General features: G+C 68.9%; 25 protein-coding genes. 16 read left to right on the top strand and 9 right to left on the bottom strand.

All coding sequences use genetic code 11. The annotated features are described in order from the left end of the window. Positions 1–6 precede the first annotated feature (6 nt). Genes G361_RS42475 through G361_RS0106005 form a run of 5 tightly spaced genes read left to right on the top strand, consistent with a single transcriptional unit; the run spans position 7 to position 5,382 of the window. Positions 7–1,539 carry a cytosine permease gene (locus G361_RS42475; protein WP_019926163.1) on the top strand — a complete coding sequence of 511 codons (1,533 nt, stop codon included), beginning with the start codon at positions 7–9 and terminating at the stop codon, positions 1,537–1,539. Then, entirely contained in the window at positions 1,536–2,285 is a 750-nt protein-coding gene (locus G361_RS0106020) for an SDR family NAD(P)-dependent oxidoreductase (protein WP_026342747.1), read from the top strand. The genes G361_RS42475 and G361_RS0106020 overlap by 4 nt, the downstream gene beginning before the upstream one ends. Next, positions 2,278–3,336, top strand: coding sequence for an aldo/keto reductase (locus tag G361_RS0106015; protein ID WP_019926161.1), 1,059 nt, complete (start codon positions 2,278–2,280; stop codon positions 3,334–3,336). The genes G361_RS0106020 and G361_RS0106015 overlap by 8 nt, the downstream gene beginning before the upstream one ends. Further along, complete coding sequence (locus G361_RS42470; RefSeq protein ID WP_019926160.1) at positions 3,330–4,205, top strand: polysaccharide deacetylase family protein; 876 nt, start codon at positions 3,330–3,332, stop codon at positions 4,203–4,205. Before G361_RS0106015 ends, G361_RS42470 begins: the two co-directional genes overlap by 7 nt. Before the next feature lie 7 nt (positions 4,206–4,212). Then, a complete protein-coding gene (locus G361_RS0106005; protein ID WP_019926159.1) occupies positions 4,213–5,382 on the top strand; it encodes an aromatic ring-hydroxylating dioxygenase subunit alpha in 1,170 nt (389 codons plus the stop codon). A gap of 40 nt (positions 5,383–5,422) precedes the next feature. On the opposite strand, the gene G361_RS0106000 is transcribed toward G361_RS0106005, so the two are convergent. Beyond that, entirely contained in the window at positions 5,423–6,391 is a 969-nt protein-coding gene (locus G361_RS0106000; RefSeq protein ID WP_026342745.1) for a GlxA family transcriptional regulator, read from the bottom strand. 130 nt (positions 6,392–6,521) lie between these two features. Between G361_RS0106000 and G361_RS0105995 the strand changes: the two genes are divergently transcribed. Next, entirely contained in the window at positions 6,522–7,223 is a 702-nt protein-coding gene (locus G361_RS0105995; RefSeq protein WP_019926157.1) for an NAD(P)-dependent oxidoreductase, read from the top strand. A 95-nt stretch (positions 7,224–7,318) separates the two neighbouring features. Here the strand turns inward: G361_RS0105995 and G361_RS42465 are convergent, their stop codons facing one another. Next, the gene (locus G361_RS42465) at positions 7,319–8,257 is read right to left on the bottom strand and encodes an alpha/beta fold hydrolase (RefSeq protein ID WP_019926156.1); all 939 of its coding nucleotides are present in this window, start codon (positions 8,255–8,257) and stop codon (positions 7,319–7,321) included. A gap of 29 nt (positions 8,258–8,286) precedes the next feature. Between G361_RS42465 and G361_RS42460 the strand changes: the two genes are divergently transcribed. Further along, positions 8,287–8,895, top strand: a complete 609-nt coding sequence (locus G361_RS42460; protein ID WP_019926155.1) for a TetR/AcrR family transcriptional regulator — start codon at positions 8,287–8,289, stop codon at positions 8,893–8,895. 74 nt (positions 8,896–8,969) lie between these two features. Here the strand turns inward: G361_RS42460 and G361_RS50725 are convergent, their stop codons facing one another. Continuing rightward, positions 8,970–9,440 (bottom strand): MarR family winged helix-turn-helix transcriptional regulator, encoded by a 471-nt coding sequence (locus G361_RS50725; RefSeq protein WP_019926154.1) that lies wholly within the window; start codon positions 9,438–9,440, stop codon positions 8,970–8,972. A gap of 84 nt (positions 9,441–9,524) precedes the next feature. On the opposite strand from G361_RS50725, the gene G361_RS0105975 reads away from it, so the two are divergent. Next, complete coding sequence (locus G361_RS0105975; RefSeq protein ID WP_019926153.1) at positions 9,525–10,397, top strand: alpha/beta fold hydrolase; 873 nt, start codon at positions 9,525–9,527, stop codon at positions 10,395–10,397. A 137-nt stretch (positions 10,398–10,534) separates the two neighbouring features. On the opposite strand, the gene G361_RS0105970 is transcribed toward G361_RS0105975, so the two are convergent. Then, on the bottom strand, positions 10,535–11,383 hold the full coding sequence (locus G361_RS0105970) for a helix-turn-helix transcriptional regulator (protein WP_019926152.1): 849 nt from the start codon (positions 11,381–11,383) through the stop codon (positions 10,535–10,537). 137 nt (positions 11,384–11,520) lie between these two features. Here G361_RS0105970 and G361_RS0105965 point away from each other — a divergent pair, with 137 nt between their 5' ends. Beyond that, on the top strand, positions 11,521–12,300 hold the full coding sequence (locus tag G361_RS0105965; protein ID WP_019926151.1) for an NAD(P)H-dependent oxidoreductase: 780 nt from the start codon (positions 11,521–11,523) through the stop codon (positions 12,298–12,300). Positions 12,301–12,331: 31 nt separating this feature from the next. Here G361_RS0105965 and G361_RS0105960 read toward each other — a convergent pair whose 3' ends face one another. Further along, positions 12,332–12,895 carry a nuclear transport factor 2 family protein gene (locus G361_RS0105960; RefSeq protein ID WP_019926150.1) on the bottom strand — a complete coding sequence of 188 codons (564 nt, stop codon included), beginning with the start codon at positions 12,893–12,895 and terminating at the stop codon, positions 12,332–12,334. A gap of 110 nt (positions 12,896–13,005) precedes the next feature. On the opposite strand from G361_RS0105960, the gene G361_RS0105955 reads away from it, so the two are divergent. Beyond that, a complete protein-coding gene (locus tag G361_RS0105955) occupies positions 13,006–13,638 on the top strand; it encodes a TetR/AcrR family transcriptional regulator (RefSeq protein WP_019926149.1) in 633 nt (210 codons plus the stop codon). 31 nt (positions 13,639–13,669) lie between these two features. Here the strand turns inward: G361_RS0105955 and G361_RS0105950 are convergent, their stop codons facing one another. Further along, entirely contained in the window at positions 13,670–14,440 is a 771-nt protein-coding gene (locus G361_RS0105950) for an SDR family NAD(P)-dependent oxidoreductase (protein WP_019926148.1), read from the bottom strand. Positions 14,441–14,548: 108 nt separating this feature from the next. On the opposite strand from G361_RS0105950, the gene G361_RS0105945 reads away from it, so the two are divergent. From G361_RS0105945 to G361_RS0105920, 6 genes are all read left to right on the top strand, one after another. Next, positions 14,549–15,730, top strand: coding sequence for a cytochrome P450 (locus tag G361_RS0105945; RefSeq protein WP_019926147.1), 1,182 nt, complete (start codon positions 14,549–14,551; stop codon positions 15,728–15,730). Between the two features lie 105 nt (positions 15,731–15,835). Further along, the gene (locus G361_RS0105940) at positions 15,836–16,585 is read left to right on the top strand and encodes an SDR family NAD(P)-dependent oxidoreductase (RefSeq protein ID WP_019926146.1); all 750 of its coding nucleotides are present in this window, start codon (positions 15,836–15,838) and stop codon (positions 16,583–16,585) included. Between the two features lie 107 nt (positions 16,586–16,692). Next, complete coding sequence (locus tag G361_RS0105935; protein ID WP_019926145.1) at positions 16,693–17,595, top strand: NADP-dependent oxidoreductase; 903 nt, start codon at positions 16,693–16,695, stop codon at positions 17,593–17,595. A gap of 41 nt (positions 17,596–17,636) precedes the next feature. Beyond that, the gene (locus G361_RS0105930) at positions 17,637–18,443 is read left to right on the top strand and encodes a hotdog domain-containing protein (RefSeq protein WP_019926144.1); all 807 of its coding nucleotides are present in this window, start codon (positions 17,637–17,639) and stop codon (positions 18,441–18,443) included. A 131-nt stretch (positions 18,444–18,574) separates the two neighbouring features. Then, positions 18,575–19,297, top strand: a complete 723-nt coding sequence (locus tag G361_RS0105925) for an SDR family NAD(P)-dependent oxidoreductase (RefSeq protein ID WP_155981316.1) — start codon at positions 18,575–18,577, stop codon at positions 19,295–19,297. Between the two features lie 220 nt (positions 19,298–19,517). Beyond that, a complete protein-coding gene (locus tag G361_RS0105920) occupies positions 19,518–20,564 on the top strand; it encodes a fused (3R)-hydroxyacyl-ACP dehydratase subunits HadA/HadB (RefSeq protein WP_019926142.1) in 1,047 nt (348 codons plus the stop codon). A gap of 11 nt (positions 20,565–20,575) precedes the next feature. Here the strand turns inward: G361_RS0105920 and G361_RS46680 are convergent, their stop codons facing one another. From G361_RS46680 to G361_RS0105905, 3 genes are all read right to left on the bottom strand, one after another. After that, entirely contained in the window at positions 20,576–21,184 is a 609-nt protein-coding gene (locus G361_RS46680; RefSeq protein WP_019926141.1) for a TetR/AcrR family transcriptional regulator, read from the bottom strand. A gap of 115 nt (positions 21,185–21,299) precedes the next feature. Then, positions 21,300–22,547, bottom strand: coding sequence for a phytanoyl-CoA dioxygenase family protein (locus G361_RS42450; RefSeq protein WP_019926140.1), 1,248 nt, complete (start codon positions 22,545–22,547; stop codon positions 21,300–21,302). A 154-nt stretch (positions 22,548–22,701) separates the two neighbouring features. Continuing rightward, positions 22,702–23,307 (bottom strand): dihydrofolate reductase family protein, encoded by a 606-nt coding sequence (locus tag G361_RS0105905; protein WP_019926139.1) that lies wholly within the window; start codon positions 23,305–23,307, stop codon positions 22,702–22,704. Positions 23,308–23,459: the final 152 nt, after the last annotated feature.

Genomic DNA, 23,459 nt, shown 5'->3' with positions numbered 1-23,459 from the left:
AACGCCATGACCACCGCTACCCGATCCGGCGACACGCCCACTACGAACAAGGGTTTCGAGACACTCGGCATCGACACCATTCCCGAATCACATCGCACCTATTCGCCGTGGCACGTGTTCCGGGTGCTGCTGCTGGGCAATCTCTGCCTGTCCGTCATGGTCACCGGCTGGCTGGCCGTGGGATTCGGGCTGGGATTCTGGAGCGCGCTGTCCGCGGTGATCCTCGGATCGATCGTCGGCGGCGTCGTACTCGCCCCGATGGGCCTGCTCGCCCCGAAGACCGGCACCAACAACGCGGTGTCCAGCGGGGCGCACTTCGGGGTCGCGGGCCGGCTCGTCGGCACCGTGCTCGGCCTGTTCAGCGCCATCGGGTTCACCGCGCTGACCATCTGGACCACCGGCGACGCGCTCGCGGGCGGCATCGGCCGACTGTCCGGCACCGCCATGTCCGACGGGGCGCGTGCGGTGTGCTACGCCGTGGTGACCCTCGTGGTCCTCGGGGTCGCCATCCGCGGCTTCCACATGGTGGTGCGGGTCAACCAGTACCTCGGCCCGGTGTGCGGACTGCTCATGATCGTCGGATTGTTCGCTTTCGCACCACATTTCGACGCCTCCTATTCCGGCGGCACGTTACTGCTGGGGAACCTGCCCGCGACCTGGGTGCTCGCCGCGCTGATGGCCGCGTCGACGGTCATCTCCTACGGCCCGTTCATCGGGGACTGGGCCCGCTACGTCGGGGAGACGCGGCGGCGATCGGCGAAGATGTTCGCCGCCACCGGAATCGGCTCGGCGCTGGGTATCGCGATTCCCAGCGTCTGGGGGGTCTACGTCGCGGTCGCCATGGCCGCGTCACCCAGCAGCGGTTCCTTCGCGCTCGATCTCGTTGCCGCCTCGCCGTCCTGGTATCTGTTCCTGTTCCTGCTGCTGGGCCTGGTCGCGGGTTCGCTGCAAGGGGCGATCGGACTCTACGGAACCGGGCTGGACACGTCGTCGCTGATCCCGGGCCTGTCGCGGGCGTGGGCGACCCTGGTGATCGCGGTGGTCGCCACCGCCTTCGTCTACCTGGGCTCGTTCGTCTGGCAGGCGCAGGCGGCGGTGTCGGCGTTCCTGGTGCTGCTGGTCATCGTGCTGGTGCCGTGGATGGTCGTGCTGACGATCGGGTACTGGTGGCGGCGGGGCTGGTACTCCCCGGCGGACCTGCAGGTGTTCACCCATCGCCGGCGAGGCGGAATCTATTGGTTCACTGCGGGATTCAACGTCCGTGCGCTGGCGGCGTGGCTGCCGGCGGTCGTGGTCGGCATGCTGTTCTCCGCGGCGCCGCCGCTGCTGACCGGGCCGTGGGCCCAGGCCGCGGGCGGCATCGACCTCAGCTTCATCAGCGCCGGTCTGGTCGCCGCCGTGATCTACACGATCCTGCTGCTCGTGTTCCCCGAACCCGCCACCGTCTACGGACCGCAGGGCCCGCGAATCCGGGCGCGAGTGCGCCCGGCCACGCCGAACCCGGCTCCGGCCGTGCTGGAAGCGGAGGCAGCCCGATGAGCGCGCCACGGGTGGTGCTGGTCACCGGCGCCGGTAACGGTCTGGGCCGTGCCCATGTGCTGCGGCTCGTCGGCGACGGCGCGGTGGTGGCGATGCTCGACATCGAAGACGAGGCGCTGGCCGGCACCGCGGCGGCCGCCGCGGCCGCCGGTGGCCGGGTGTGGAGCGCGGTGGCCGATGTCCGGGACCGCGTCGCCGTCGAGGCGGCGGTCGCCGCCGCGGGCCGCGCGCTCGGCGGTATCGACGCCGTGGTGTCCAATGCCGGAAATATGCACGCCCGCACCGGCATTCTCGACACCGACGACGACGAATGGGACAACATCTTCGCGGTGCACGTCGGTGGCACCCGCAACGTCGTGCGCGCGGCGGTCCCGCTGCTGCTGGCTTCCGGCAGCCCGCGCATTGTGCTCACCTCGTCGCTGTGGGCCCAGCGCGGACCCGGTTTCGGCCACGCCTACGCCGCCGCCAAGGGTGCGCTGATCGCCTTCGCCCGCAACCTCGCCGTCGAGCTGGGACCCGCCGGTGTCTGCGTGAACGCCGTCGCACCGGGTAGCGTGCCGACCAGGATGGCCTCGGACTACGGACCCGAGGACATCGCTGAGGACTGCAAGACCATCCCGCTGGGACGCTGGGGCGCCGCCGACGAGATCTCCGCCGTCGTCGCATTCCTCGCCTCCGCGGCGGCCGGATACGTGTCGGGACAGACCATCGCCGTCAACGGCGGACAGGAGTTCGGCGGTGTCTGATCAGCGCGACCACGGTGCCTCCCCGCTGACCTCCCGGCGCCGGTTCGGCGCCACCGGCCTGGCGGTCTGCCCGATCGTGCTCGGCACGATGCAGTTCGGCTGGACCCTGTCGAGCGTCGAGTCGATGCGGGTCCTGGACCGTTACCGGGAACTCGGCGGCAACGTCGTCGACACCGCCGACATGTACGGCGGCGACCAATCGGTCGAATCGTTCCGGCACAACCGGGCACACGTCGGGACGAGCGAGGAGATCATCGGCCGCTGGCTCGAAACCCGTTCCTGCCGTGACGAGTTCGTGCTCGATACCAAGGTCCGCGCCCGGATGTGGGACGGCCCCGACGGCGAGGGCCTGGGCCGCGCGCACGTGACCCGCGCGGTCGAGGACAGCCTGCGCCGGTTGCGCACCGACACCCTCGACATCCTGTGGGCGCACTGGCCCGAACCCGGCGACGACCTCGTCGAATTCCTGAGTGTGGCAGCCGATCTCATCGCCGCGGGCAAGGTCCGATTCCTCGGGACGTCGAACTTCTGCGATTTCGCCGGCAACGGCGACCGCTTGTCCCCGATGCTGCAGCTGGCCGCGGCCGACGCCGGACTGCCGTCCGTCGCCGCCGAACAGCCCCGCTACAACCTGCTCAATCGGGCCGAGTACGAGACGACCCTGCAGGCCCTGACACTGCGGCACGACCTCGGCATCATGACGTACTCGTCACTGGCCAGCGGATTCCTCGCCGGCGCCGCGACACCGGACGACACGGCCGGATCGGACGCCCGGGAACGGCAGCTGAGCCGGTATCGCACCCCGGCGGGCTGGGAGTTGCTGGACCGCATCACCGCGATCGCGGCCACACACGGCACCACCCGCTCGGCGGTCGCACTCGCCTGGACCCTGGCCCAACCCGGCGTGACCGCCACCATCATCGGGCCCCAGGCGATCGGCGAACTCGAGGACGCGGCACCCGCCGCCACGCTGACCCTCGACCGGCACGAACTGGACATGCTCACCGCGGCCTCCTGGTGGGCCTCCGAACCGGAGTTCGTCGTATGGTGAGCCCGATCCCGACCGGCCCGGCGGCGGCGATCTCGTGGCCGGGCCGGGCCCGCGCGGCGGCCGCGGTGACCTTCGACGTGGACGCCGAAAGCGCACTGCTGCACAATGTTCCGAAAGCGACAGCACACCGGTCGGCACTGTCGCAGGCAGGCTACGACCGCGTCGCGGTGCCCGCGATCCTCGAGATGTACCACCGGCTCGGGGTGCGCCAGACCTTCTTCGTCCCGGGCTGGGTCGTCGAACGGTATCCGTGGCTGGCCGAGGCCATCGTGACCGCCGGTCACGAAGTGGCGCTGCACGGCTACCGGCACATCGCGGCGCACGATCTGACCCCCGGCGAAGAGGCCGAGGACATCGAACGCGCCTGCGCCGTGCTCGGCAGCGTCCTCGGGCGCACGTCGCAGGGCTGGCGCGGCCCGAACTACGGCTACAGCACGCACACCACGAAACTTCTTCTGGCACAAGGAATCCGATACGACTCCACCTTGATGGGACATCACCTGCCCTACCTGATCCGGTCCGGCGACGCCACCCTGCTCGAACTGCCCGTCGACTGGACCAACGACGACTGGCCGCAGTACGCGCAGAGTTTCGAATTCGCCTACCACATGCCGATCGCATCCCCGGCCGCCGCGATGGCGGTGTACCGCGCCGAGATCGCCGCCGCGAAACAGGTCGGCGGACTGTGGATCGGCGTGTGGCACCCGTTCCTGAGCGGCCGCCCGTCGCGACTGGCCGCCATCGCCGACCTGGTGCGCGAGCTGCGCGACGACGACGAGATCTGGCTGGCCCCCCTGCACGAGATCGCCGCCCACGTGCGGGACCAGATCGCAACCGCCGGATATCGGCCGATGATCGACCAGGAGTAGGCCGGTCGTGACCACCGAGCCCCGGACCACCGTCGTCCTGCCCGGCCCACTGCCGGACCATCCGACCGGTACCGCGATCCTCAGCGGTGCGCACTACACCGGCCCCGACATCTTCGCCGTCGAACAACGCCGCATCTTCGGAAGAGGCTGGGTGTGGGCCGGATTCGAACACTGGCTGACCGAACCCGGCACGGTCCATCCCGCCGAAGTCGGCGGCCCGCCGCTGCTGCTGATCCGCGACCACGACGACCGGATCAGGGTGTTCCACAACGCCTGCCGCCATCGCGGCATGGCACTCGTGCACGAACCCACGACGCGCAACACCCGCCTGCGCTGCGAATACCATTGCTGGACATATCATCTCGACGGTTCGCTGGCGACCGCGCCGCTGTACCGGCGGCGGCGCGACGGCGGCATCGGCGAGGAGGATCGCCGCCGGCTCGGTCTGATCGAGGTGCCGTCGCGATGCTGGGCGGGCATGGTGTTCGTCGATCCGGACGGCAGCCGCGCCGACTCGTTCGAGGACGACCTCGGCCCCCTGCTGCGCCGATGGGACTCCGTCGACTTCACCCGCCTGCACCTCGCGGGCGAACGCCGCTTCGACATCGACGCGAACTGGAAACTGGTCGTGGAGAACTTCCTCGACTTCTATCACCTGCCGTTCGTCCATCCCCAGGTCGGGCCCCTGGCCGCCGCACTGGACGTCGACGATCTGGCACTCGGCGAGACCGTCATCGGCGCGGAGTATCCCTCCGGAGCCGTCGGGAAGGCCGAGAAGACCGATCGGCCGCTACCGCAATTCCCGGGTTTTCCGCCGGAGCGAACGCGCGGCCAGGACCTGTTCTGCCTCTTCCCGAACACGTTGCTGATCCTGGAAGCCGACTGGCTGCAGGTGATCGGATTCCACGCCGTCTCACCCACGCGCACCGTCGAACACCTGGCGGTCTTCGTCGACCGCGCCGCGGCCACACCGGAATTCGCCGGCACCCGGAAACAACTGTGCGACAATCTGTTCCACATCAACGAACAGGATCTCCCGATCCTCACGAAACTCCAGACCGGCCGCCGCTCACCCGCCGCGGACACCATCGCCCTGGTACCCCACTGGGACCAGGTGACGGCACTGTTCCAGCACCTGGTCGCCCGGCGACTCGCGGACCCGACCACCACGCGGTGAACCTTCTGCACCGACGGCGGAGCGGACGCGGTCGTTCGATTCAGCGCACCTCGGACAACACTGCGGCCCGGTTCTGGGTGAACGCTGCCCGGTAGGCGCTGGGGGTCAGTCCGGTCCGCCGCGAAATGTGCTGGCGCAGTGAGTCGGTGGTCGCCAGGCCACTGAGGTGGGCGACCCGGTCCATCGGCAGATCGGTGGTCTCGAGCAGCTCCCGCGCGCGGATGATGCGCTGATGCAGCAACCATTGCAGCGGGCTGAGCCCGGTCTCGGCATGGAAGCGGCGGGTCAGTGTCCGGACGCTGGTCCGGGCATGGCCGGCGAGGGAGGTACGGGTGAGCGGCTCGTGCAATCGGCCGAGCGCCCAGGCGCGGGTCGCCGCCAGCGAGGTGCCGGTCTCGGGTGGTAACGGCGCCTCGATGAACTGTGCCTGCCCGCCGGGCCGCACGGGTGCCGCCACCATCAGCCGGGCCACCGAATTGGCCACCGCGGCACCGTAATCGCTGCGCACCAGATGCAGGCACAGATCGATACCGGCGGACAGCCCGGCGGAGGTCAGCACATTCCCGTCCTCGACGAACAGCACCCCGGGCCGCAACTCCACCGCGGGAAACCGGCGAGCGAACTCCTCGGACTGCGCCCAGTAGGTGGTCGCACGACGTCCGTCGAGCAGCCCGGCCGCGGCCAGCACGAACGCGCCGGTGCAGATCGACGCGATCCGGGTCCCCGCCGCCGCGCCCCGGCGCAGCACCTCGAGCACCCGCGGATCGATATCGTCCCGCGCGCCCGTGCCGGTGACCACGATCGTGTCGGCATCGTCGGCGGCCGCCAATCCCTGCGAGACGGAGACCTCCAGCTCCCCGTTCACGGCGACCGGCCCGGGACATGCCGTGCACATGCGCACGTCGTAGCCGCTGCGGCCGTCGACCACCGTCGCACCGAGCACCAACTCCGGAATCGACAGATCGAAGGTCGTGGCCGGCGGAACGGCGATGACGGTCACTCGATGCATGGCCTGAACCTCCGGATATCTGGCATTCGGGCCACTATCCTACGGATCCGGCGAGGCAGAAGGTAGGAGACGGGTCGGCGCGACCATGGCGCCCGGCCCGACATCAGCCCACAACCCGACGAGGACAACAATGTTCATCGGCATCATCGGCGCCACCGGCAACATCGGCCAGAAGGTCGTCACCGAGGCACTGTCGCGCGGCCACCAGGTCACGGCGTTCACCCGCGACCTCGCCCGCGTCACTGCCACCCATCCCCGCCTCACCTGGGCCGAACTCGACATCTTCGACAGTGCGGCCGTCGCGGCACAACTCCCCGGGCTGGACGTACTGATCAGCGGCTATCAACCCGGCAGTGCGGCAAGAGATTTCGCGGACACGGTCGCTAAGTCGATCGCGGACCCCGGAACCCATGTCACCGTAGGCAACTCGCTGCTGCAAGCCCTGCACACCCATCCGCGCACCCGGCTGATCGTGATCGGCGGCGCCGGCAGCCTGGAATACGAACCGGGCCGGGTCCTCGCCGACAACGACGACCGCCTGCACCCACTGCTCGAAAGTATCGGCCTGCCGAAGGAATACGCGGCCGCGGTGCGCGGCGCCCGCGACGGCCTCGACGTACTGCGCACCTCGAACCGGCTCTGGACCTACCTGAGCCCCGCCGAGCAGATCGGCCCCGGCGAACGCACCGGCCGCTACCGGGTCGGCACCGACCAGCCCGTGGTCGACGCCGACGGCCGGAGCCGAATCTCCTACGACGACGCCGCCGTGGCACTCCTCGACGAGATCGAGATCCCCCGTTTCATCCAGCGCCGCTTCACCATCGGCTACTGAACCGAGTACGACGAGCACCCTGACTCACGGGCGGTTCTGGAGCTTCGCCCAACGGCTGCCCGATGCCGGGAGCCCGCCACCGGAAGGCTGGACCGTCACCTTTCCCGCATCGACCCGGGATCGGTGATCACCGTTCCCTCCGATCCGAGAGCTTCCGGATCCGTAAGTCGCTGCGCGGCAGACGAATCGGCGGTTGTCGACGCGGGTTGTTCGAGAGTGGTTTCGGACTCGGCGATGACGACCGGACGCCCGAGCAGTTCGAGCAGGGCCGCGGTCACCTCGGCGGGGCGTTCCTCCATGATGTAGTGGTCACCGCCGCGCAGCCGGGTCAGTGTGGCGGCGGGGATCCGGTCGGCCAGTTCCACGGCGGTGGCGGAGGGGATGTAGCGGTCGCGATCGCCCCAGATGATCGCGGTGGGGCAGGCGATTCGGGCCAGGCCCTCGGCGAGGCCGGGGATCGCGGGGACGCGGTAGTGGGCGAAGAATTCGATGAACGTGTCCCGGCCCTGCGGGGTGTCCATCCAGCCGAGATATTCCGATTCCAGTGTGGCGTCGAAACATCCGAGTTCCCGGAACGGTCGCAGGCCGCGCTCGTGGACTCGGCGGAGCGGTATCCGGCGCACCAGGGCGGGGCAGCGGGTCACCAGCGCTCGTTGGGCGAGTGAGAAGCGCTGGAACCACGGCCGGAAGTTCGCGTGCCCACGGGTGTTCAGCAGCGCCAGCCGCAATACTCGCCCCGGATGGCGCTGGGTGTAGCCGAGGGCGAGCAATCCGCCGTAGTCGTGGGCGATCAGGGTGAACCGGTCGAACCCCGACATGTCTGCGATCTCGTCGATCCGTTCGACCTCGTTGTCGTAGTCGGGGGGCGTCGACGGCGGCGCGGACCGGCCGAAACCCGGCCAGTCGACGGCAACCACCCGATGCCCGGCGGCCAGCGCCGGTATCTGATGCCGCCAGCAGGACGCGCTCTGCGGGTAGCCGTGCAACAACAGGACGGGCTCACCCTCGCCGGCGTCGATCCGATGCACCATCATTTTATGCAGAATAGTATAAAATTACGGTCGTGACCACACCGGCCAAGCGCCGCGGGCGACCGCGCGCCTACGACCCCGACGCCGCATTGGCGGCAGCACGCGACTGCTTCTGGCAGGCCGGCTACGCCGCCACCTCGCTCGAGGATCTCGCCGCGGACATGGGCATGAACCGGCCGAGTATCTACGCCGCGTTCGGCGACAAGCAGGCGCTCTATCGCGCAACGGTCGAGCGGTACGCGCGTTCCACCGGTGAGTCCGTGGACCGGGTCCTGGCCGATCCGCACCCGCTGCGCGACACCCTGCACACGCTCTACCGTGGAGCGCGCGACTTCTATCTGGCCGGCGAGGATGCTCCTCGCGGCTGCTTCCTGATCGGCACCGCGATCACCGAAGCACGCCACGATCCCCGGGTGCGCGAGATCACCGAGGCCACGTTCACCGGATTCACCCGCGCGTTCACCGAACGATTCGAACGGGCGGCCCGGGACGGCGAACTCACCGACCACCCGCCCGCCGCGCTCGCCGAGATCGCCACCGCGACACTGCACACCCTCGCCGTCCGCGCCCGCACCGGCGCTCCGCCCGCCGCCCTCGACGCCATCATCGACGCCGCCGTCGACCTGATCTGCCGACCCTGAGCGGCTGCATGTCGGTGCGTGAGTGGCATCGCTCAGCGGGAGCAATGCAGCCGGGCCGGAGCTGAACCGTCCGGTCAGCCGAGGTCTCGGGACAACCACCCGGGGGTGTCGAACCGTACAGGCGTGGCACCGACCAGCGCTACCAGATGCGCCTCGAGCTTCCCGAGTTCGACAGCGCCGATCCGCTCCTTCCATCTGTCGCGCAACTCGTCGAAGATCTCCTCGCCCTGACGCAGTACATCGAAGCCGAGTTCGGTGACCCGAAGGCGCTTGCGGCGGGCATCATGAGGGTCGGCGTCGCGCGCCACATATCCGCGTTCCTGAAGCACCGCAATGGTTTTCGCCGCCGCCTGCTTGGAGACCGACAGCCGGCGGCCGAGCTCGGAGGCATTGTCGGCACCCGCGGCAATAGCCCGCATGGCGAAGTCGTGCACCGGACGCACATCGTCGTAACCACGTCGAGCCAGCTCTTCGGTCGCATCGTCCACCAGCGAACGGAACCCTCCCAGCAGGAGCAGCGCAAGATCGGCACCGGAGCGAGACATGGCAGCAGCGTATGCCATGCCTGGACATCGACAACCAGGTTGGCTAATATTTCGACAATCAGGTTGTCGAATCGAGGAGAGACCATGACCACCGCACCAGCCGGCGCCACACTTCCGGAGATCACCCACCACCTCGTCGAGGTCAACGGAACCACGCTGCACTACGTCGCGGCGGGAACCGGCGGAACACCGATCCTGCTGGTCCACGGGTTTCCCGAAACCTGGTGGGCCTTTCACAAACTCATCCCGCTGCTGGCGGAACGCCACCACGTCATCGCCGTCGACCTACGCGGCTTCGGCGACTCCGACAACGGACCGGCCGAGTACGACAGCGCCACCTCGGCCGAGGACCTGCACCGACTGATCGGACACCTCGGCCTCGGCCCGGTCCACCTGACCGGGCAGGACATCAGCGGCCCGACCGTGTTCCGCCTGGCGACCGAACACCCGTCGGACGTACTCAGCCTGACCGCGATCGAGACGGGACTTCCCGGATTCGGCATGGAGGCACTGGCCGATGTCACCCGCGGCGGCGCCTGGTACATCGGCGTTCTCACCACACCCGGCGTTCCCGAGATGCTGCTGACCGGGCGTGAACGAGAGTTCTTGGGGCAGTTCGCATTCGCGGCGACGGGCGAGGATGCCGACATCGACGAATTCGCCCGCACCTACGCGCGACCCGACGGCTGGCGAGGAGCGACCGGCCTCTACCGATCGATGCTGCGCGAGGGCTCCGAGATCAAGGCGCTCGCCGAGGCACCGGGCCTGACCGTACCCGTCCTCGCGGTCGGCGCCGGCGGACGCACCTTCACAGCCACCACCATGGCCCAGGCCGCACCCGCGACCGAGGTCAGCTCGGCATCCCTCGACGGGGTCGGCCACTATGCCGCAATGCAGGCCCCCGACGAACTGGCGAAGATCATCCTCGAGTTCACCGGACGCATCGACGCGGCATGAACATGCCACCGCTCGCCGGAAGGGGAGCAGGTAGGCATGCCGGACCGTGACAGTTGTTGCAGGCCAATAACATTCACAACTACCGGGCCCAGGCCCGCCCGCCGATCACCTTCCCGACGAAGCCTCCGTTCGCGGGGCTACTCCCGGGCCGGGGCATTCATCGTGGAATGTGCCTCGTCGCTGTCCGCACCCAGGCCCGCGAGCAGGCGCAGTCCGTCCTCGGCGGGGGTGCCGCGGCCTGCGGACAGCACCACCAGCTCCATGCCCGATTCATCGGGTAGGGCGAAGTTCTCCTGGTGCAGTTCCAGCAGTCCGACCAGCGGATGCCGGTACGCCTTGCGACCGTGGGTGCGGGCGCGCACGTCCGCGCGGGCCCAGAGGCGGCGGAAACGCTCGCTCCCCATCGCCAGCTCGCCGATGAGCGAGGCGAGGCGCGGGTCCTCGGGGTAGCGGCCCGCGGCCAGACGTAGGTGCCCGACCACGTCGAGGGTGCACTGTGCCCAGTCGGCGTACAGGCCGCGTTCGGCATCCTCGAGGAAGAGGTGCCGCGCGGTGTTCAAACCCGGCATCGACCGGCCGAACAGCAGCCCGGCGAGGCGGTTGCCGGCGAGCACGTCCAGGCGATGGTCCATGATCAGCGCGGGCGCGTCGACGACCAGATCGAGGACGCGCAGCAGCTCCGGCCGAACCCGCCCGCTCGGCACCTTGGCGCGACGGCGGCGCTGCCGGGCGAGCCGGTAGAGGTGCCCGCGTTCGGTCTCGTCGAGACCGAGGACACGGGCGAGCGCGTCGAGGACCTGCTCGGAGGGCTGGGTCGCGCGGCCCTGCTCCAGGCGAATGTAGTAGTCGACACTGACACCGGACAGGTGCGCGACCTCTTCGCGGCGCAGCCCCTCGACCCGCCGGCGGCTGTCGGTGGGGATACCCGCGGCCGCCGGGTCGACCCGGGAACGCCGGGTCCGCAGGAAACCCGCGAGATCGTCCATGCGCCCAGTATCGCCCCGGTGACGCGGGTGAAGGTGGTCCTGCCGTTACCAGGAAGTCCGGTCCGATGGAAGCGGCGCCCCTGAATACCGGCCGCTGCGGCGGCCAGGCTCGAGGGATCCGATCCGAAGGAGTTCCCATGAAGACGCTGATCGTCCACGCCCACCCGGAGCCGACGTCGCTCAACAGTTCGCTGAAGGACCTCGCGGTGTCCACCCTGCGGACCGCCGGGCACGAGGTGCAGGTCAGCGATCTGTATGCGATGAACTGGAAGGCGGTCGTCGACGCCGCGGACTACGGCCCCCACGCCTCGAGCCCGCTGCAGGTGGCCCGGGACTCGGGCCGAGCCTTCGACGCCGGGACGCTCACCCCCGACGTGCGCGCCGAGCAGGAGAAACTGCTGTGGGCCGACACGATCATCTTCCAGTTCCCGCTGTGGTGGTACGCGATGCCCGCGATCCTCAAAGGCTGGGTGGACCGTGTGTTCACCTTCCACTTCGCCTACGGCGTCGGCGAGCACAGCGACACCGCATACGGCGAGCGCTTCGGCGAGGGCACCCTCGCGGGCCGCAGGGCGCTGCTGTCGGTGACCGCCGGCGGCCCCGAGTCGCATTACGCCGCACGAGGTATCAACGGTCCCATCGAGGATCTGTTGTTCCCGATCCAGCACGGCATCCTCTACTACCCGGGCATCGAGGTGCTGCCTCCGTTCGTGCTGTACGGCACCGACCGGATGACCGACGAGGACTACCCGCGCGTCGCCGAGGCATGGGAGCAACGCCTGCGCACCCTGGAATCGACCGAGCCGATCGCGTTCCGGCAGCAGAACTTCGGCGACTACGAGATACCCGAGCTGCACCTGAAGCAGGGCCTGGAGCCCTTGGGCCGCACAGGTTTCGGGCTGCATGTGCGCGGCTGAACCACAGGTAGAGCCGTTCACCCGCGACCGGTCACCAGTGGGCCGGAGCGGGCGTATCCATCGTCAGGGGCCGCTGATAGGACAGGTCGGTGTGGTCGCGGGTGCCGACCGGGAAGGCGCCCTTCTTGAAGAAGGAAGACTGGAGTGCCGAGGCGTCGGCGGTGAACATGGCCTCGACCGTGGATCTGCGGAGAGCGATCCGCCATTCGTCGTCGCGGCGTTCCAGTCGGTCGAGGTAGCGGCCGGTGATGATCTGGGCGGTGCGGCCGTCGCGGCCGAGGAGGATCACCACGACATAGCTTTCGGCGTGTGCGGTGTCGCCGTCGATCTCGCAGGTGTGGGTCGTGATGTTGTGGGTGTGCACCGTGGAGGTGGCCGCGTGGGTGTCGTTGGCCCAGGCCGCGTAGTGGGGGCCGGGGTTGACGGCGGCGCCGTGCTCGTCGATTCCGTCGGAATGGTATGCGGCGGTGATCAAGTCGGCGTCGTGCCGGTCGCAGCCGCGTGCGTGGCCGGCGATGCGATCGAGGATCCGGGTCCGGTCCATCAGATAGCGCACGTCGCGCTGGAGTGCGGCCACATCTACGTCGGTGGTCATTGATCGCTCCTCGGGGAGTGGCGGCCGGCGCCGTCGTGGATACTTTACGGTCGTATAGTTTTCGGCGGATGGGACAATACGCAATCGCCGGTAGGTACGGAGAGGTGGGTATGACGGAATCGCCGCGGCGCACCGGCGCCGAGACGTCGAAGACGCGAGATCTCCTGCTGGACTGCGTCGAACGGCTGATGCTCGACGAGGGATACGCGGCGGTGACCTTCCGGGCGGTCGCGACGAAAGCGGGTGTCACCCCGGGTCTGGTCCAATACTATTTCCGGACCCTCGACGGGATCTTCCTGGCCGCGATCCGCCGCTATTCCGAGCGCAACATCCGGCATCTCACCGAGGCGTTGCAGGGTCCGCCCGATCAGTTGCTGCGGGTCCTGTGGGAGTACAGCTGGGACGAATCGGCCGGCGCGCTGACCACTGAATTCATGGCGCTGGGCAACCATCGCAAATCGGTGCGCGCGGAAATCGCCGAGGTCACCGAGCAGGTCCGCAGGCTCCAGCTCGACGCGCTCGCCTCCTGTTCGGTGGACGAGGAAATTCTCGGCGGGCAACTCACGCCGGGCGGACTGTTGTTGCTGATCACGGGAATTCCGAAATTCCTCAGCCTGGAGGAGGGGATCGGAGTCACCACCGCACATCAGGAACTGGTGGACGCCTTCGACCGCTATCTGCACACGGTGGATTCCACCGGCCCGTCCGAGCGCCGGCGCGGCCGGACCCGGCGATCGGATTGACCAGCGCGTCATCGGGATTCGGCGCGCGTTCTCATACACCCGCCGGTCCCGGTCCGCCGTGGATCGACAGGGTCTGGCCGGAGCAGAAACTCGACGCGTCGGAGGCGAAGAACAGGACGCCGTAACCGATCTCGTCGGGTTCACCCAGGCGGCCGGTAACATTGGTGGCGCCGACGGTGTCGGGATCGATGTCGTAGCGGGCGAGGTCGTCGAGCAGGGTCGCGGCCCGGACGGCGCCGACGGCGATGGCGTTCACGCGAATTCCCTTGCGGGTCCAGGCCGCGGCCATCGATCCGGTCAGGTTGTTCACCGCCGCCTTCGCCGCACCGTAGGGGGCGGCCTGCGGCATCGCGAGCAGGCTCGCGCGGGAGGAGACGTTGACGATCGCGCCCTTGCGCTGCGCCAGCATCGGCACCGATGCCGCGCGTGAAAGATGCCAGACCGCACCGAAATTCAGCGCGACGACCCGATCGAACTCATCGTCGGCCCACGCCTTCATCGGCTTGGTCTCGGCGCCGCCGGCGCAGTTCACCAGGATGTCCAGGCGGCCGAACTCCCGCACCACGCGGTCGATCAGGGCCCGGCACGCTTCCGGATCGGTGACGTCCGCCGGGATCGCCGAGGACCGGCGGCCCAGTGCCGCAATCTCTTTCGCGGTCGAGGCCAAGGGATCCGGGCGGCGGCCGGTGAGGACCACGTCGGCGCCGTGCTCGGCGAGCACCAGCGCGCTGCCGCGGCCGATGCCGGTACCACCGCCGGTGATCAGGGCGACCCGCCCTGCCAGCGAAAACCGATCGTTCACCGTGCCTGCTCCTTCGCGAATTTCGTGCGCCCCGGCTGCCCGGAACTGAGGCTATACGAACGTACAGGGCCTGCTATATGTTTGTATAGCACCGACCGAGGAGAGACCTTGAGCGATCTGTATTACGACCCGTGGGATGTCGGTATCGACCTGGATCCGTATCCGGTCTACCGGCGGCTGCGGGACGAGTCGCCGGTCTATCACAACGAGCGGCACGAGTTCTGGGGCCTGAGCCGCTGGGCGGATGTCGACGCCGCATTGCGCGACCCACGGATTTTCAGTTCGGCCAGGGGCGACATCCTCGAGGTGGTGAAAGCCGACCCGGTGATGCCGCCGGGAGTGTTCATCAACGAGGATCCGCCGCGGCACACCATCCATCGCGCGCTGGTGGGGCGCGCATTCCTGCCGAAGACGATGAAAGGTCTCGAGGACAAGGTACGAGCCTTCTGCGTCGCATGTCTGGATCAGGTGGCCGACGGCGCGGATTTCGATTTCGTGCGCGATCTCGGCGCGGAATTGCCGATGCGGACCATCGGCATGCTGGCCGGAATCCCGGCTGCCGAGCAGCCGGCCGTGCGCGCGCACGCGCACCGCGTATTACGCAACAAACCCGGCGAACCGCTCCCGGTCCGCAAGGACCGTTACTTCGACGGCGACCTGTTCGCGGACTATGTCGCGTGGCGGGTCGACAATCCCTCCGACGATCTGATCACCGAACTGCTCCGGGTCGAATTCATCGACGAGACCGGCACGACGCGGCGGCTGACGACCGGCGAACTGCTGATCTTCCTCGCGGTCGTCGCGGGCGCGGGTGTCGAGACCACCGGCCGGCTGTTCGGCTGGATGGGCAAGGTGCTGGCCGAGCACCCGGACCAGCTCCGGGAGATCGCCGGGGACCGATCGCTGATCCCCGGAGCGATCGAGGAACTGCTGCGCTACGAGCCGCCGGGGCCGCATGTCGCCCGCTACGTCACCGAGGACATCACGCTCCACGGGCAGACCGTTCCGGCGGGCAGCGCGCTGCTGCTGATGCTCGCCTCGGCCGATCGCGACGAGCGCAAGTTCGAGGACCCCGATCGCTTCGACATCCACCGCCGCGCGGGCGGCCATCTGAGTTTCGGTCGCGGGGCACACTTCTGCCTCGGCGCGCCCCTGGCCCGCATGGAGGGACGTATCGCGCTCGAGGAAGTTCTGAAGCGGTTCCCGCACTGGGATGTCGACCTCGGCAACGCGCGCCGCTCACGCACTTCGACTGTGCGCGGCTGGGATTCGATGCCCGCCGTGCTGTGAGCGATCCGGGGGGATCGGCTCAGCGAGCCCCACTTCCGCTGGGGCGGAACATTTTCGACGTCGACCGCGACGGTCGGCAACCGAACACGGGAGTGAACGAACACCATGAACGAATCCGAGCGCGTGGCGATCGTCACCGGCGGCGCATCCGGCCTGGGCCGCTCGATCTGCGAACATCTCGCCCGTGACCATCGGGTCGGCGTGCTGGACATCGACGGTGCCGCCGCCGAGCGGGTGGCCGCCGAATTACGCAGTGGGGGAGCGCAAGCCGTGTCCGCGACGGTGGACGTATCGGATCCGGCGGCCGTCGGTGCCGCGTTCGCGCGGGTGCGCGCCGAGCTGGGCCCGATCGGAGTCCTGGTGACCAGTGCCGGAATCGGCGGATTCACCCCGTTCGAGCAGATCACCCTCGCCGAATGGGATCGGTATCTCGCGGTGAACCTGACCGGGACGTTCCTGTCCCTGCAGGCCGCGCTGCCCGATATGGTCGAGCGCGGGTGGGGGCGGATCGTGACCGTCTCCTCGGCGGCCGGGCAGGTCGGCGCACTGCGGCAGGGCCACTATTCGGCGTCCAAGGGCGGCGTGATCGCGATGACGAAAACCGTTGCGCTGGAATATGCCCGGCGCGGGATCACGGCGAACACCCTGCCGCCGTTCACCGCCGACACCCCGATGCTGCGCGCGGCCCAGGAGGCGAAACATGTTCCGGCAGCGGAGATGATGTCGCGGTTCATCCCGGCCGGCCGGGTCGGCACCGGCGACGAGATCGCCGCGGTGTGCGCCTTCCTCTGCTCGGACGCCGCGAGCTACATCACCGGCCAGGTCGTCGCGGTCAACGGCGGCGCGGTCCTCTGACCAGGCACGTCCCCGTCGCCGTGGTCTCCGGGATCGATTATCGGTCTTCCTACAAGAACGCTATGCTCCGATTCGGAGAGTGCAATTTCCGGGCAGAAGGACACGAAGTGAAGGTAGTCAGCCAGCGGACGCTGGGCGGTCCGGAGGTGCTCGAGACCGTCGAGGCGCCCCGGCCGGCGCCCCGGGCCGGGCACGTCGTGGTGCGATTGGGTGCGACCTCGGTGAACCCGGTCGACTGCAAACTGCGGTCCGGGGCGGTGACGTTCCTCGGTGAGCCGCCGTTCACCCTCGGCTTCGACGTATCCGGCACGGTGGTCGACGTCGGCGACGGGGTGACCGAATTCCGTTCCGGCGACGAGGTTTTCGGCATGGTGCACACCCGCACCGGAACCTACGCCGAATATGTCGCGGCCCGCGCCGGCAGTCTCGCGCCACGTCCGGCGAACCTGGACCACCGCACCGCCGCCGCACTGCCCACCGCGGCCCTGACCGCGCGGCAGGCCCTGGATCTGGCGGATCTGCGTGCCGGTGAACGGATTCTGATCCACGCGGCGGCCGGTGGGGTCGGGCATCTCGCGGTGCAGTTCGCCGCACTGCGTGGCGCACAGGTGGTCTGCACGGCCCGCGCGGCCAACCACGAATTCCTCCGCGAGCTCGGCGCCGATGAGGTGATCGACTACACGGCAACGGATTTCACGACCGCGGTCGGCGATGTCGATGTCGTCCTGGACCTTGTCGGCGGCGACTACGGGTCCCGGTCGTTGCGGGTACTGGGGCCGGAGGGCCGCTACGTCACCGCCCAGCAGTCCGATGCCGGCGAGGATCCCCGTGTCGCGCTGGTGAGCGGCGCCCCGTCCCCGGCGCAGCTCGAGGAGATCGGCGAACTCGTCGGCGCCGGTCGGGTGCGGGTGCACATCGATCGCGAACTCACGCTCGCGGAGGCCGGGCAGGCCCACCGGCTCAGCGAATCCGGCCGGGTCCGAGGGAAACTCGTCCTCACCCCCTGGTGAACCGAGTTCGTACGACCGACCGACCACGGGAATGGAGTGGTATGCACATCGAACCGGCCCCCTCGGCGGCCGCCGCCGAACCGACCGGCCATCGGCGACATCTGTTCCGCGAGTTGGGCTTCGCGACCACCATGGCCGGTGACGAACTGCACGGGTCCGCGGTCGTCACACCGCACATGCACGTCCCCGGCACCGCCCGGCTGCGGACGTCGATCCTCGCGGCCTGGGCCGATTCCGTCACCGGCCTGTTGGCCTCGCTGGCCCTGCGTCCCCGCGTCCCGGTCACCGTGGACCTCGACGTCCAGCTCATTCGGCCGGCGCCCGCGGACGGAAGGGTCGACGTGATCGGCGCGGTGGCGAAGACGGGCCGGTCGATCTTCGTCGCCACGGTCGAATTCCGCTGCGACACCGGTCTTTTCGGTATCGGCACGGCAACGTTCACGGCTTCCCCGAATCCGGCGGCGCGCATGCCGGACCGGCTCAGCATCGGCCTGCCGCCGGCGAGCGAGCGGCTGTCGGTCCCGCTCGCGCAGCGCGCCGGCTGCGAACGCCGCACCCCGGGCATCGCGACGCTGCCGAGAACCGTTGACGGACTGAACTTCTCGAACACCATCAGCGGCGGCCTGCTCGCGCTCGCCGCCGAGGAGGCCGTCCTGTCCCTGGCGCCGGGCCGGACCCTGTCCGGGCTGGGCCTGCACTACCTCCAGGCGGCCCGGGTCGGCCCCGTCGTCGCCACCGCCACCGTCCACCACGACCTCGGGCTGGTCGTCCTGCGCGACGAGGGCAACGACGACAAGGTGACGACCCGGGCCACCGCCAGACTGTTCGCTCACCCCGCCACGACCTGACTCGGCCGGGCAACCCGCCGGCGAACCCGCGTGGAGAAAAATTTCGGGGCCCGCGATGAGTTCCCGCACTGCTGATTGTCTTCATGGTCAGTCGTTCGGACACAGCAGGTTTCGAGAAGAGGATCATGAACATGGCGAAGATCGCGGGTAGTTCCGTACTGGTGACCGGAGGCAACCGGGGGATCGGCCGGGCCCTGGTCGAGGAGGCGCTCAAACGCGACGCGAGCCGCGTGTACATCGGAACGCGAAAGCCCCTCACCCATACCGACGATCGCGTCACCCCAGTGATTCTGGACGTGACCGACCCGGCGCACATCCGGCAGGCCGCCGCCGATGTCGAATCCCTCGACATCCTGATCAACAACGCGGGCGTGACCGCCTTCGACGACCTCGCGGATCCGGCGGTGCTCGAGCAGCAACTCGCCGTCAACCTCTTCGGCCCCTACGCCGTGACACAGGCCCTGCTGCCGGCGCTGATCCGCAGCGCCGGTGCGATCGTCAACGTCCATTCGCTCGCCGCCATCGCCCCCCTGCCGTTCAGTCCGTCCTACTCGGTGGCCAAGGCCGCCGCACTGTCCCTGACCCAGGTGCTCCGCATGCGTCTGGCCGGCGACGGCGTGACCGTCCACGCGGTCCTGCCCGGACCGGTGGACACCGAGATGAACACGAATCTCGAGATCCCGCTCCCGATGGCATCCCCGGAATCCGTCGCCCGCGCCATCCTCGACGCGGTCGAAGCCGGTACGGACGACATCTTCCCCGACCCGGTAGCGGCGGAACTGGCCGACGGCTGGCGCACCGGTGCGGTGAAGGGCCTCGAGGCCCAATTCGCTACTCTGCCGATGAGCATGTGACCGATTAGGCACGCCGGGCCGACCGGCCACGCAGCGACGCTCATCCGGTACCGCACCGATTCGGCCGAGATGAGTTGAGCCGAACGGCCGGTCACTCCGTGGTACATCTCGACACGCCGTGCACCCGCACGGCACGATGCGAAGAGTGACGCGACCATTCACGCGCACGGGAAGCCAACCGGCGCAACAGATGATGCGTGCCGGATAACGATGTGCTCTGATGAAGGAGGTCCGGGTGGAGACAGCATTCGATGTGGCTGGGCTGGTGGGGTTTCGCTACCGCACCGACGACTACTACGAGGTCGGACGGGAGAAGATCCGCGAATACGCGCGCGCGGTGCAGGATTCCCACCCCGTGCACCGGAGTGAGTCGGCCGCAGGCGCATTCGGGTACGCCGGCCTGATCGCGCCGACCACCTTCGTCTCCACCGCCGCGATGCTGGCCAACCGCAGGATGTCCGAAACCGTGCTGATCGGTTACGACGTCGTCGTGCAGACCGATCAGGTCTTCGAGATGTACAAGCCGGTGCTCGCCGGCGACCGGCTGATCAGCGACGTCGAACTCACGTCGGTGCGCCGTATCGCGGGCAAGGATCTGCTCACCATCACCAACACCTTCCTCGACCACACCGGTGCGGTCGTACAGATCATGCACACCACCGTGGTCGGTATCACCGGTGCGGACATCGACGCCGCCGCACGGGAGACGATCGAACGTGTGATCATGAGCGGACTCGACACGAGCTTCCGGCCACCGGCCGCGAAAGACGCGGTGGCGGCGGCGGATCCGGCGCCGGATACCGCCGCACACCTCTCGCAGATCTCACGTACCCGCGTCCCGCACACCGCATTCCGCTTCGAGGACATCGCCGCCGGTGACGAAATTCCCGCCCGCACGGTGCGCCTGACCCGCGGTGACCTGGTGAACTACGCGGGAGTCTCCGGCGACGTCAACCCCATCCACTGGCACGAGGGGGTCGCCGCTCTCGCGGGCCTTCCGGACGTGATCGCACACGGCATGCTCACCATGGGCCTCGGCGCGGGATACCTCACCGAATGGCTGGGCGATCCGGGCGCGATGATCAGGTACGGGGTCCGGCTGTCGAACTACACGGTCATCGAAACCACCTCTGCCGCAACCATCGAGTTCACCGGCCGCATCAAATCGGTCGACCCCGACACCCGGACCGCGATCGTCGTCCTCGTCGCGAAGTCCGGCGGCCGCAAGATATTCGGCCTCGCCACCGCCGAGATCCGCCTCGCCTGAACCGGTCGCGGTCAATCCCGTTGGTCGCCCAGGGAGTTCAGGGCGGTGCGCAGGCCCGTGCGCAGCCGCTCGAGGTCCGGCATCGGCGCGCCGGTGGCTTCGCGCATGCCGATGCCGAGGGACAGCACGAAGATCAGCCAGGTGGCGACGTCGGGGTCGGCGACCCCGACGATCGCGTTCCTGATCCAGTCGTGGCGTTCGCGGTGCAGTTCCTCCATGCCGGCGGCGATGTCGGGGTCGTGGCGCGCGGCCGCGGCGGCGTCGACGTCCAGCAGCCGGATCTCGCGCCCGGCCTCGTCGTACATCAGATCCAGGGCATGGTCCGGATCACCCAGTGCCGCAAGAAATTCGGGGGACTGTTCCCGTTCGGCATGCTTCCAGCGGATGACCTCGACCAGCAGCTGACCCTTGGAGCGGAAGTGGCCGTACACGGCGCCCTTGGTCAGGCCGGCCGCGACCGCGATATCGTTCATCGACACCGCGCTGTAGCCGCGTTCGATGAACAGCCGGGCGGCCAGATCCAGCAGCAGCCGCCGCGTTCCGGCGGCCTTCGGGGTCCGCGGGGGTGGCGGCGGGACGAATTGCCTGCGCGCGGCAGCCGGGACGCTCGACGCACTCATCTCTGCTCCTCACCTCGTCGCCGTCGGTTCTGCGGATCCACAGCGGGCGGCGGGAAACTACCGCAAGACTATATTCCCGGGACGGATCGGTCCTTCCCGACGGGCCGTGATCGGTTCACAGGTCGTGGCTGCCGAGCCGCACCCGGTCGCGGCGGTCGGTGGTGCGGCGTTCGATCACCCGATCGTTGAGCGCGGCCCGGCGACGGCGCACTTCGGCCCGGTCGGGGGCGGGCTCGTCGCCGCCGGCGAGTCGCAGACCGGTGTAGACCACGCGGCGTTCGCCGGTCACCGGCGGGCGGCTCATGTGCAGGGTGCAGGAACAGTGCACGGTCAGATCGCCGGCGTTCGTGGGCAGCGCCAGCCGGGGCAGATCGAGCCCCTCGATGCCCAGGGTCGCGATGTTGGCCCGGTGGGAACCCGGGACCACGCCGAGTTCGCCGGTCTCGCGCCCGGCGCTCGTCACCGAGATGCCGACGACCAGACCGGCGCAGTGGTGACTGTGGCCGCCCATCGTGCAGTCCTTGTGCCAGCTGACATCCGAGGCGCCCTCGACGACGCCGACCTTCTTCAGCAACCCTTCCGCACAGTCGTCCAGATCCGGATCGCCCTGGATCCAGTCGTCGTCGGTGAAGGTGGCCAGGGCACGGAAGCGGGAGTCGGTGAGGAGTTCGCGCAGCGCCGGGGACTTGTGATTGAAGCCGAGGATGCGCGCGGGGTACCAGCCGCCGGGTTCGGTGCGCGCCCACCAGGAGGCGCCGTCGTCGCGAGTGGCCTCGGCGATCGCGGCATCCAGTTCCGCGGAGACCTGCGCCATCTCCGGCTCGGTGAACACGTTCCGCAGATGCAGGTAGCCGACCTCGGCGAGGAAGTGGCCGATATCGGCGGGATCGTCTGCGAGAGTGAAGGATCCGGCCGGATCCAGCGGCCGGCCCGCGCGATCGCGGAAGTCGATACTGCCGGGTTCGTAGACCGGGCGGCCGTCGATCAGGCAGCGCAGCACCGGTTCCCATTCGACGAATGCGGCGACCGTACCGCGCGCGATCTCCGCGCGGCCGGTCATCTGCGCCCCGAAGGTGGACACCACATCCTGGACCAGGTCGGCGAAGGTCCGCGCGTCCAAATCGACGACCAGCGTGTCCGATTCGACCGTCCGCGCCGCGATCCGATCCCCGCCGGGTACGAGCGTCAGGAGTTCGTCGCCGACCCGGAGCGTCAGCGGGTGCAGGCCGAGGCGCCCGGCGGCCCGGCCCGCCTCGTGCCCGTGCCGGTCGAGCAGTGCGGGCAGGCGCGTCTCCCGGAAGGTGGCGAGATCTGTGAGGTCGGCCTCGCCGGTGGGCCGGGTACGGAAATCGACGCTGACCATGTGCGCTCCTGCTCTCTGGGCGGCGGATCTTTGCTACAAGTTTATCGACCGTCAGTATATTAATCCACCGGTAGAATCCGGTGCCACGGCGACCGTCCACGGCCACCGTGGCACCCGCAGGCCGTTTTCGATTCCGGCGCAGGCGAGTCGCTGCCTACCGCAGGAATTCGTAGCGCTGGAACACGAGGCCGTCACCGAGCTTCCGGGTGTCGACCAGGCGCAGCGGCTTCTTGTCGGTGATCTCGTCGAAGATGCGCCGACCGGTACCGACGACGACCGGGAAGACCACCAGGCGCAGTTCGTCGGCCAGGTTCTCCGCGATCAGCGTGGGCACGAGACGATAGCTGCCGTAGACGAGGATTTCGCCGTCCACCTCCTGCTTCAATGTCGAAATCGCCTGCACCGCATCGCCGTCCAGGATCGTGGCGTTGTTCCATCGAACGTCCTCGAGCGTCGACGACACGATGTACTTGGGGAGGGTGTTCATCCGGTCCGCCCACGCGCGGCTCACGCGGACCTCGGCGCCGCCGACACCGTCGTGCGGCAGCATCCGGGATGCGAACCACTCGCCGCTACGCTTGCCCAGCAGTAGCGCTTCGGCAGCGAGCAGTTCCTCGGTCTCGCGGGCGGCCCACGCCTCGAGGTCCGCGCTGCCCACGGACTGGTGGAACCAGCCGCCCAGCTCGAAGCCTTCGGCACCGTCCGGATCCCGGACCTCTCCGTCGAGTGTGAGATTGGCACTGATGACGATCTTTCCCATTTCCGTACTCCTTCGAGAATTCTGCGGTCCGGATGCCGCGCCGTCGATGCGGCTTCCGTCGATCGGGTAGACGCCGGCGCATGCGCGAATTGGGCGCGGCCACCGCCCGATTCGCGGGGCCGGCGGCGTCTGCACAGTCAGGAGACCGGACG

Origin of the sequence: Nocardia sp. BMG111209 (assembly GCF_000381925.1) — a bacterium.
Taxonomy (GTDB): domain Bacteria; phylum Actinomycetota; class Actinomycetes; order Mycobacteriales; family Mycobacteriaceae; genus Nocardia.
Note: the sequence above shows the minus strand (reverse complement) of the source record. Positions and strands in the feature narration are given on the sequence as shown.

Bases quoted from the DNA above. Each gene is read 5' to 3' on its own strand.
- G361_RS42475 (WP_019926163.1), top strand. From the start codon at position 7: ATGACCACCGCTACCCGATCCGGCGACACGCCCACTACGAACAAGGGT.
- G361_RS0106020 (WP_026342747.1), top strand. From the start codon at position 1,536: ATGAGCGCGCCACGGGTGGTGCTGGTCACCGGCGCCGGTAACGGTCTG.
- G361_RS42470 (WP_019926160.1), top strand. From the start codon at position 3,330: ATGGTGAGCCCGATCCCGACCGGCCCGGCGGCGGCGATCTCGTGGCCG.
- G361_RS0106000 (WP_026342745.1), bottom strand. From the start codon at position 6,391: ATGCATCGAGTGACCGTCATCGCCGTTCCGCCGGCCACGACCTTCGAT.
- G361_RS0105995 (WP_019926157.1), top strand. From the start codon at position 6,522: ATGTTCATCGGCATCATCGGCGCCACCGGCAACATCGGCCAGAAGGTC.
- G361_RS42465 (WP_019926156.1), bottom strand. From the start codon at position 8,257: ATGATGGTGCATCGGATCGACGCCGGCGAGGGTGAGCCCGTCCTGTTG.
- G361_RS50725 (WP_019926154.1), bottom strand. From the start codon at position 9,440: ATGTCTCGCTCCGGTGCCGATCTTGCGCTGCTCCTGCTGGGAGGGTTC.
- G361_RS0105975 (WP_019926153.1), top strand. From the start codon at position 9,525: ATGACCACCGCACCAGCCGGCGCCACACTTCCGGAGATCACCCACCAC.
- G361_RS0105970 (WP_019926152.1), bottom strand. From the start codon at position 11,383: ATGGACGATCTCGCGGGTTTCCTGCGGACCCGGCGTTCCCGGGTCGAC.
- G361_RS0105965 (WP_019926151.1), top strand. From the start codon at position 11,521: ATGAAGACGCTGATCGTCCACGCCCACCCGGAGCCGACGTCGCTCAAC.
- G361_RS0105960 (WP_019926150.1), bottom strand. From the start codon at position 12,895: ATGACCACCGACGTAGATGTGGCCGCACTCCAGCGCGACGTGCGCTAT.
- G361_RS0105955 (WP_019926149.1), top strand. From the start codon at position 13,006: ATGACGGAATCGCCGCGGCGCACCGGCGCCGAGACGTCGAAGACGCGA.
- G361_RS0105940 (WP_019926146.1), top strand. From the start codon at position 15,836: ATGAACGAATCCGAGCGCGTGGCGATCGTCACCGGCGGCGCATCCGGC.
- G361_RS0105930 (WP_019926144.1), top strand. From the start codon at position 17,637: ATGCACATCGAACCGGCCCCCTCGGCGGCCGCCGCCGAACCGACCGGC.
- G361_RS0105925 (WP_155981316.1), top strand. From the start codon at position 18,575: ATGGCGAAGATCGCGGGTAGTTCCGTACTGGTGACCGGAGGCAACCGG.
- G361_RS0105920 (WP_019926142.1), top strand. From the start codon at position 19,518: ATGAAGGAGGTCCGGGTGGAGACAGCATTCGATGTGGCTGGGCTGGTG.
- G361_RS46680 (WP_019926141.1), bottom strand. From the start codon at position 21,184: ATGAGTGCGTCGAGCGTCCCGGCTGCCGCGCGCAGGCAATTCGTCCCG.
- G361_RS42450 (WP_019926140.1), bottom strand. From the start codon at position 22,547: ATGGTCAGCGTCGATTTCCGTACCCGGCCCACCGGCGAGGCCGACCTC.
- G361_RS0105905 (WP_019926139.1), bottom strand. From the start codon at position 23,307: ATGGGAAAGATCGTCATCAGTGCCAATCTCACACTCGACGGAGAGGTC.